8 protein-coding genes are annotated in these 8,147 nt (G+C 69.6%); 6 read left to right on the forward strand and 2 right to left on the reverse strand.

Translation table 11 applies throughout. The features are described from left to right. From GT042_RS09680 to GT042_RS09695, 4 genes are all read left to right on the forward strand, one after another. Positions 1 to 438, forward strand: a 438-nt coding sequence (locus GT042_RS09680; protein ID WP_237530640.1) for an ATP-binding protein, incomplete at its 5' end; no start/stop codon positions are given. Positions 439 to 464: 26 nt separating this feature from the next. Continuing rightward, positions 465 to 1,154: a response regulator gene (locus tag GT042_RS09685; RefSeq protein ID WP_161308296.1), complete on the forward strand. Its 690-nt coding sequence runs from the start codon at positions 465 to 467 to the stop codon at positions 1,152 to 1,154. 117 nt (positions 1,155 to 1,271) lie between these two features. Further along, complete coding sequence (locus GT042_RS09690; RefSeq protein ID WP_161308297.1) at positions 1,272 to 1,658, forward strand: OB-fold nucleic acid binding domain-containing protein; 387 nt, start codon at positions 1,272 to 1,274, stop codon at positions 1,656 to 1,658. A gap of 3 nt (positions 1,659 to 1,661) precedes the next feature. Next, positions 1,662 to 2,447 carry a DUF3159 domain-containing protein gene (locus GT042_RS09695; protein ID WP_161308298.1) on the forward strand — a complete coding sequence of 262 codons (786 nt, stop codon included), beginning with the start codon at positions 1,662 to 1,664 and terminating at the stop codon, positions 2,445 to 2,447. A gap of 102 nt (positions 2,448 to 2,549) precedes the next feature. Here GT042_RS09695 and GT042_RS09700 read toward each other — a convergent pair whose 3' ends face one another. Both GT042_RS09700 and GT042_RS09705 read right to left on the reverse strand, forming a co-directional pair. Further along, positions 2,550 to 3,224 (reverse strand): TrkA family potassium uptake protein, encoded by a 675-nt coding sequence (locus GT042_RS09700; RefSeq protein WP_161308299.1) that lies wholly within the window; start codon positions 3,222 to 3,224, stop codon positions 2,550 to 2,552. After that, positions 3,224 to 3,892, reverse strand: coding sequence for a TrkA family potassium uptake protein (locus GT042_RS09705; RefSeq protein WP_161308300.1), 669 nt, complete (start codon positions 3,890 to 3,892; stop codon positions 3,224 to 3,226). Before GT042_RS09705 ends, GT042_RS09700 begins: the two co-directional genes overlap by 1 nt. A 205-nt stretch (positions 3,893 to 4,097) precedes the next feature. Between GT042_RS09705 and GT042_RS09710 the strand changes: the two genes are divergently transcribed. After that, on the forward strand, positions 4,098 to 6,176 hold the full coding sequence (locus tag GT042_RS09710; RefSeq protein WP_161308301.1) for an APC family permease: 2,079 nt from the start codon (positions 4,098 to 4,100) through the stop codon (positions 6,174 to 6,176). Positions 6,177 to 6,314: 138 nt separating this feature from the next. After that, positions 6,315 to 7,658, forward strand: coding sequence for a class I SAM-dependent RNA methyltransferase (locus tag GT042_RS09715; RefSeq protein ID WP_161308302.1), 1,344 nt, complete (start codon positions 6,315 to 6,317; stop codon positions 7,656 to 7,658). Positions 7,659 to 8,147 lie beyond the last annotated feature (489 nt).

The raw sequence follows: 8,147 nt of genomic DNA on the forward strand, positions 1-8,147 counted from the left end.
GGGGTCCCCGACGGCAGCGTCGTCCTGGACGTCCCCGAATCGCTGCCCATGGTCGCCGTCGACCCCGGCCTCCTGGAGCGGGCGGTCGCCAACATCGTGGAGAACGCCGTCAAGTACAGCCCGTACGGACAGCCCGTCACCGTCGCGGCCAGCACCCTCGGCACGCGCGTCGAGGTACGCGTCGTGGACAGCGGCCCCGGCGTCCCCGACGATGCCAAGGACCGGATCTTCGAACCCTTCCAGCGCCATGGCGACGCCCCGCGCGGCGCCGGGGTCGGCCTCGGCCTCGCGGTCGCCCGCGGCTTCGCCGAGGCCATGGGCGGCACCCTCGCCGCCGAGGACACCCCCGGCGGCGGCATGACCATGGTCCTCACGCTCCGAGCGGCCCCCGGACCCGCGCCGGCCCCCTCGGGACAACCCGCCCGCGTCAGCTCATGACCGGGCCCGCAGAAAGGCAGACCCCTATGACCCGGGTGCTCGTGGTCGACGACGAGCCGCAGATCGTGCGCGCCCTCGTGATCAACCTCAAGGCGCGCAAGTACGAGGTGGACGCGGCGGCCGACGGCGCCGGAGCGCTCGAACTCGCCGCCGCCCGCCACCCCGACGTCGTCGTCCTCGACCTCGGGCTGCCGGACATGGACGGCGTCGAGGTGATCAAGGGCCTGCGTGGCTGGACCCGCGTCCCGATCCTCGTACTCTCAGCCCGCCACACCTCGGACGAGAAGGTCGAGGCGCTCGACGCGGGCGCCGACGACTACGTCACCAAGCCCTTCGGCATGGACGAGCTGCTGGCCCGGCTGCGCGCCGCGGTCCGGCGGGCGGAACCGGTCGGCGGGGACGGCGACGAAGGGGTGGCGCTGGTCGAGACGGAGGGCTTCACCGTCGACCTGGCCGCCAAGAAGGTGCACCGCGAGGGACGGGACGTACGGCTCACGCCCACCGAATGGCACCTGCTGGAGGTCCTCGTACGGAACACGGGCCGGCTCGTGAGCCAGAAACAGCTCCTCCAGGAGGTCTGGGGGCCCTCGTACGGCACGGAGACCAACTATCTGCGGGTCTACATGGCCCAGCTGCGCCGGAAGCTGGAGACGGATCCCTCGCACCCGCGGCACTTCGTCACCGAACCGGGCATGGGCTACCGCTTCGAACGTTGATACGAGGCCCTTGGGCCGCCGAGGCGGCGGGAGGGGCGTGTCATGGTTCGAAACCCGGTTCGAAAACCCCGTGCGGGACCCGCGAACGCGGAGCCCGGGGCCCGGTACCCTCAAGGTATGAGTGCTGAGAAGCCGAGCGGTCGCTTCCGCCGCATGCTCGAACGGCTGTCCAGCTCCCAGGAGGATCTGGAGTCCGAGGAGCTGCGGGAGGACACGCAGGCGTCGGGCTGCACGCGGATCTCCGAGTGCAGCGACCGCCAGATCGTCCGGGTGGCTGGTACGTTGCGGACGGTCACCCTGCGTCCACGGGCGGGAGTCCCCGCTCTGGAGGCGGAGCTGTTCGACGGCACCGCGCCGCTGGACGTCGTGTGGCTGGGCCGGCGCTCCATCGTGGGCATAGAGCCGGGCCGCAAGCTGATCGCCTCCGGCCGGATCTCCATGAGCCACGGCCGCCGGGTGCTGTTCAATCCCAAATACGAAATCCGACCGCTCGGACAGGAGTAGCCGGTGACGTCACTCGACAAGCCCGCCGCCTCGACAGCCCCACCCGCCTCTCCCGCCACGGCGGACCAGCAGGCGGCCGACGCGAAGGCCGTCACCGAGGCGGCGCTTTTCGAGGCCTTCGGCGGCCTGCGCGGCATGGTGGAGACGGTCCTTCCCGGACTGCTCTTCGTCACGATCTTCACGATCAACAAGGATCTGCACACGTCGGCCATCGCCGCCGTGGGGGTCTCGCTGGTGCTCCTCGTCGTCCGGCTGGTGCGCCGCGACACGGTGAAGCACGCGTTCAGCGGGGTCTTCGGGGTTGCCTTCGGTGTCGTCTTCGCGATGATGACCGGCAACGCCAAGGACTTCTACCTGCCGGGCATGCTCTACACGCTGGGCCTGGCCGTCGCGTATCTGGCGACCGCCGCCGCCGGGGTGCCGCTGATCGGGCTGATCCTGGGCCCGGTCTTCAAGGAGAACCTGTCCTGGCGCACCCGTAACCCCGGCCGCAAGAAGGCCTACGCGAAGGCCAGCTGGGCGTGGGGCTTGATCCTCCTCGCCAAGTGCGCGATCCTCTTCCCGCTGTACTGGTGGGCGGACACCGCGCAGCTCGGCTGGGTCCTGGTGGCGCTCAAGATCCCGCCGTTCCTGCTGGCGGTCTGGCTGACCTGGGTCTTCCTGGCGAAGGCGCCGCCGCCCATCGACGTGTTCGCGGAGATGGAGGCGGAGGAGGAGGCCGAGAAGGCCCGCAAGGCCGCCGCCGCGGGGACGTCGGACGGCCCGGTGAGCCACCGCCGCGAGGCGTAGAGCCCGCTCCGTACCGGATTTCCGTACAAGACGCGCTTCGGGCGCCGGACCACCACAGGTCCGGCGCCCGAAGCCGTTTTTTCTCTTCCCTCGACCCGCCGGTCAGTCCGTCTCCTCGCGGAGCACCGACAGCAGATCCTCCAGCTGCTCCTCGCGCGCCTGCGCCGCCACGAACAGCAGCTCGTCGCCCGCCTCCAGCGTCTCCTCCGGGTTCGGCGTCAGCACACGCGTCCCGCGGATGATCGTCACCAGCGAGGTGTCCTCGGGCCAGATCACGTCCCCGACCTGGGTGCCCGTCACCGCGGACTCCGGCGGCAGCGTCAGCTCGACCAGGTTCGCGTCCCCGTGGCTGAAACGCAGCAGCCGTACGAGATCACCGACGCTCACCGCCTCCTCCACCAGCGCCGACATCAGACGCGGCGTCGAGACCGCCACGTCGACGCCCCAGGACTCGTTGAACAGCCACTCGTTCTTGGGGTTGTTCACCCGGGCCACCACCCGCGGCACCCCGTACTCGGTCTTGGCGAGCAGCGAGACGACCAGATTCACCTTGTCGTCGCCCGTCGCGGCGATCACCACGTTGCAGCGTTGCAGCGCGGCCTCGTCCAGCGAGGTGATCTCACAGGCGTCGGCCAGCAGCCACTCCGCCAACGGCACCCGCTCCACCGAGATGGCGGTCGGTGCCTTGTCGATCAGCAGGATCTCGTGACCGTTCTCCAGCAGCTCGCCCGCGATGGAACGGCCCACCGCCCCGGCCCCGGCAATCGCGACGCGCATCAGTTCCCGCCTTCGTCCGGGCCCTCGGCGAATGACGCCTCGACCTTCTCGATCTCGTCCGTACGCATCATCACGTGGACGAGGTCGCCCTCCTGGAGCACCGTCTGCGACGTCGGAAGCATCGCCTCGCCCAGCCGGGTGAGGAACGCCACGCGGACGCCCGTCTCCTCCTGGAGCGTGCTGATCTTGTGCCCGATCCAGTGCGCCGACGTGTGCACCTCGGCGAGCTGCACCCCGCCGCTCGGATCCCGCCACAGCGGCTCCGCGCCGGACGGCAGCAGCCGCCGCAGCATCTGGTCGGCGGTCCAGCGGACCGTGGCCACGGTCGGGATGCCCAGGCGCTGGTAGACCTCGGCGCGACGGGGATCGTAGATACGGGCCGCGACGTTCTCGATGCCGAACATCTCCCGGGCGACGCGCGCCGCGATGATGTTCGAGTTGTCGCCGCTGCTGACCGCCGCGAAGGCGCCGGCGTCCTCGATCCCCGCTTCCCGCAGGGTGTCCTGGTCGAATCCGACGCCGCTGACCCGGCGGCCCCCGAAACCGGAGCCGAGCCGACGGAAGGCCGTGGGGTCCTGGTCGATCACGGCGACCGTGTGCCCCTGCTGCTCCAGGGTCTGCGCGAGTGCGGCTCCCACCCGGCCGCATCCCATGATGACGATGTGCACGTGCGCTTACCCCGCAGTCCTGGTCATCTCGCTGACCTGCGAAAACACCCTGTTCACTCTTCCTTCTCGGCATACGTGCCACCGGCGGGACACCGTATACCGTGTCCCCTGCACCTGAGCTTATGCGGCAACGCCGCCGTTACCGCCATCTCAGTAGGCGGTGCTGCCTGCACAGCTCATCGTTCGAACGCATACGATCCTGTGCGTGTCCAAACTGACCGACGTGCCCAAACGGATTCTCATCGGGCGGGCGTTGCGTAGCGACAGGCTGGGAGAGACCCTCCTCCCGAAACGCATCGCGCTGCCCGTCTTCGCCTCCGACCCGTTGTCCTCGGTGGCGTACGCACCGGGAGAAGTCCTCCTGGTCCTGTCCGTCGCGGGTGTGTCGGCCTACCACTTCAGCCCGTGGATCGCCGCCGCCGTCGTGGTCCTGATGTTCACGGTCGTCGCCTCCTACCGGCAGAACGTGCACGCCTACCCGAGCGGGGGCGGCGACTACGAGGTCGCCAACACCAACCTCGGGCCGAAGGCCGGCCTGACCGTCGCCAGCGCGCTGCTCGTCGACTACATCCTGACCGTGGCCGTGTCCATCTCGTCCGGGGTCGAGAACCTCGGCTCGGCGATCCCCTTCGTCATCGAGAACAAGGTCGCGTGCGCCGTCGGGATCATCATCCTGCTGACGATGATGAACCTGCGCGGGGTACGGGAGTCGGGCAAGCTCTTCGCGATCCCGACGTACGTCTTCGTCGGCGGCGTCTTCCTCATGATCCTCTGGGGCGCGTTCCGCGGTCTTGTCCTCAACGAGACCATGCACTCGCCGACCAGCGACTTCAAGATCAAGGCGGAGCACCAGGGGCTGGCCGGCTTCGCGCTGGTCTTCCTGCTCCTGCGCGCCTTCTCCTCCGGATGTGCCGCGCTCACGGGCGTGGAGGCGATCAGCAACGGCGTCCCGGCGTTCCGCAAACCCAAGAGCAAGAACGCCGCCACGACCCTCGCCCTGATGGGCGGCCTGGCCGTGACCATGTTCTGCGGCATCATCGGCCTGGCCATGGCCACGCACGTGAAGATGGCGGAGTTCCCGGAGACGGACCTGCTGAGGAGCAGCGGCGTCCCGGTCGGTCAGGGGTACGTCCAGAACCCGGTGATCTCCCAGGTGGCGGCGGCCGTCTTCGGCGACGGAACGTTCTTGTTCGTGGTCCTCGCGGCGGCCACGGCGCTGGTGCTGTTCCTGGCCGCGAACACCGCGTACAACGGCTTCCCGCTCCTCGGCTCGATCCTCGCCCAGGACCGCTACCTGCCCCGCCAGCTGCACACCCGCGGTGACCGCCTGGCGTTCTCGAACGGGATCGTCCTGCTGGCCGGCGCGGCGGCGCTGCTCGTCTGGATCTACGGCGCGGACTCGACGCGGCTGATCCAGCTCTACATCGTCGGGGTCTTCGTCTCCTTCACCCTCAGCCAGACCGGCATGGTCCGGCACTGGAACCGCCACCTCAGGACCGAGAAGAACGTGGCGAAGCGCCGCCACATGGTCCGCTCCCGGGCCATCAACGCCTTCGGCGCGTTCTTCACAGGCCTGGTGCTCGTGGTGGTCCTGGCGACCAAGTTCACCCACGGCGCCTGGGTCGCGCTGCTCGGCATGGTGATCTTCTTCGCCGTGATGACCGCGATCCGCAGGCACTACGACCGGGTCGCCGAGGAGATCGCGGCGGCGGAGGGCCCGTCCGACGACAGCGTCAGGCCGTCCCGCGTGCACTCGATCGTCCTGGTCTCCAAACTCCACAAGCCGACGCTGCGCGCCCTCGGATACGCGAAGCTGATGCGCTCCGACACCCTGGAGGCGCTGTCCATCAGCGTCGACCCGGCGGAGACGAAGGTGCTGCGGGAGGAGTGGGAGCGGCGCGGCATCAACGTACCGCTGAAGATCCTGGACTCCCCGTACCGGGAGATCACCCGCCCGGTGATCGAGTACGTACGCGGCCTGCGCACCGAGAACCCCCGGGACGCGGTCAGCATCTACATCCCCGAGTACGTGGTGGGCCGCTGGTACGAGCACCTGCTGCACAACCAGAGCGCGCTGCGGCTCAAGGGCCGGCTGCTCTTCACGCCGGGGGTGATGGTGACCTCGGTGCCGTACCAGCTGGAGTCCTCGGAGCGGGCGAAGAAGCGCGCGAAGAAGAGGGCGGTGTACCAGGCGCCGGGGGCGGTGCGGCGGGGCCCGGTGGACGAGAGGCCGAAGGAGCCGGCGAAGCCTGCGAAGCCCACGGAGCCGACGAACAAGGGCTGAGGGTTTCCGGGCTGCGGGTTTTCGGGGTGGCGGGCGGCGGGACGGGGCGCCCGTACACTGGTGGGCTGAGCAGGACGCGCATCGGCGCGCCCCCTTCCCCCTATTTCTCCTCTCTTAGATTTTTGGAGCCACTCCCTCATGCAGACAGAACCGCAGCCTTCTTCCGAGCAGGCGTCGCTGGTGGGGGAGGAGTACGAGGTCGAGGTCGGCCCTGTCGCGCACGGCGGCCACTGTGTGGCCCGTACCGACGAGGGCCGGGTGCTGTTCGTACGGCACGCCCTGCCCGGCGAGAAGGTCCGGGTACGCGTGACGGAGGGCGAGGCGGACTCCCGCTTCCTGCGCGCCGACGCGGTGGAGATCCTCGACGCGTCCAAGGACCGGGTCGAGGCGCCGTGCCCGTACGCGGGCCCCGGCCGGTGCGGTGGCTGCGACTGGCAGCACGCCAAGCCGGGCGCACAGCGGCGGCTCAAGGGTGAGGTCATCACCGAGCAGCTCCAGCGGCTCGCGGGGCTGACACCCGAGGAGGCGGGCTGGGACGGGACCGTGATGCCCGCGCCCGGCGACAAACTGCCGGCGGGCGAGGTGCCGGCGTGGCGCTCGCGGGTGCAGTACGCGGTGGACGAGGACGGCCGGGCGGGCCTGCGCAAGCACCGCTCGCACGAGATCGAGCCGGTCGACCACTGCATGATCGCCTCGGAGGCGGTCAGCGAACTGGGCGTGGAGAAGCGCAGTTGGCCGCAGATCGCGACGGTCGAGGCGATCGGCGCGTCGGGCTCCGGGGACCGCCAGGTCGTCCTGGCGCCGAGGCCGGGCGGCCGGCTGCCGCTGGTCGAACTGGACAAGCCGGTGTCGGTCCTGCGGGTCGAGGAACACGACGGGGGAGTGCACCGGGTGCACGGCCGCGCGTTCGTCCGCGAGCGGGCGGACGGCCGTACGTACCGCGTCGGCATGGGCGGCTTCTGGCAGGTCCACCCCGAGGCACCCCAGATGCTCGTGGAGGCCGTGATGCAGGGCCTGATGCCGAGGAAGGGCGACACGGCGCTCGACCTGTACTGCGGGGTGGGCCTGTTCGCGGGCGCCATCGCGGAACGGGTGGGCGAGACCGGCGCGGTCCTGGGCATCGAGTCGGGCAAACGGGCGGTGGAGGACGCGCGGCACAACCTCCAGGACCTGCCCCGGGTCCGCATCGAACAGGGCAAGGTCGACCAGGTCCTGCCCCGCACGCACATCACGGAGACGAACCTGATCGTCCTGGACCCCCCGCGCGCGGGCGCCGGCAAACAGGTCGTCAAACACATCGCCACCCTCGGCGCCCGCCGCATCGCCTACGTGGCCTGCGACCCGGCGGCCCTGTCCCGAGACCTGGCCTACTTCCGAGAGGCAGGCTACAAGCCCCGCAAACTCCGCGCTTTCGACCTCTTCCCGATGACGCACCATGTGGAGTGCGTGGCGATCCTGGAACCTGCCGCAAAGGGCCGCTGACCTGCACGTTTGGTGGGTGCGCATGATGTGCCCTACGTGCGTTACGGGCGATATCTTGACGCTGAAATGACGCTCTCGGAGGTATCTTGACGCTCGTTCTGATGGTGCGTCAGGTGGACTGGAGTGCTGGTCAGCGTACGTGGAGCCGGCATCCGATCGGGCAAGATTGTTCGAACTTTGTGGTGCCAAACGGTGGCCCAAAGCCGTGCGGGAGCGGCTGACGCGCGCTGGTGCGGAGTCGTTCTTAGGGATCTTTTCACCTTGACCTTCGCAGGTTTGGTGAGCGGAAGACGCTCGGACGGGCCAGGGTTCTGCTCAGCCTGGGGCGCGGTTCCAGGGGTCCGGAACACCCCCGCGCTGGCGGGGAAGACTCCTGCATCAGGGTCCACGACAGCCCCACGAGCGGAACACCCCCGCGCTGGCGGGGAGACGCGAGAGGCGCCACGCGTACGGCCTCGGGGAACATTGGTACAGCGGTTGGCGCTGAGA

Source organism: Streptomyces sp. SID3212, from assembly GCF_009865405.1.
Classification (GTDB): Bacteria; Actinomycetota; Actinomycetes; order Streptomycetales; family Streptomycetaceae; genus Streptomyces.

Bases quoted from the DNA above. Each gene is read 5' to 3' on its own strand.
- GT042_RS09685 (WP_161308296.1), top strand. From the start codon at position 465: ATGACCCGGGTGCTCGTGGTCGACGACGAGCCGCAGATCGTGCGCGCC.
- GT042_RS09690 (WP_161308297.1), top strand. From the start codon at position 1,272: ATGAGTGCTGAGAAGCCGAGCGGTCGCTTCCGCCGCATGCTCGAACGG.
- GT042_RS09700 (WP_161308299.1), bottom strand. From the start codon at position 3,224: ATGCGCGTCGCGATTGCCGGGGCCGGGGCGGTGGGCCGTTCCATCGCG.
- GT042_RS09715 (WP_161308302.1), top strand. From the start codon at position 6,315: ATGCAGACAGAACCGCAGCCTTCTTCCGAGCAGGCGTCGCTGGTGGGG.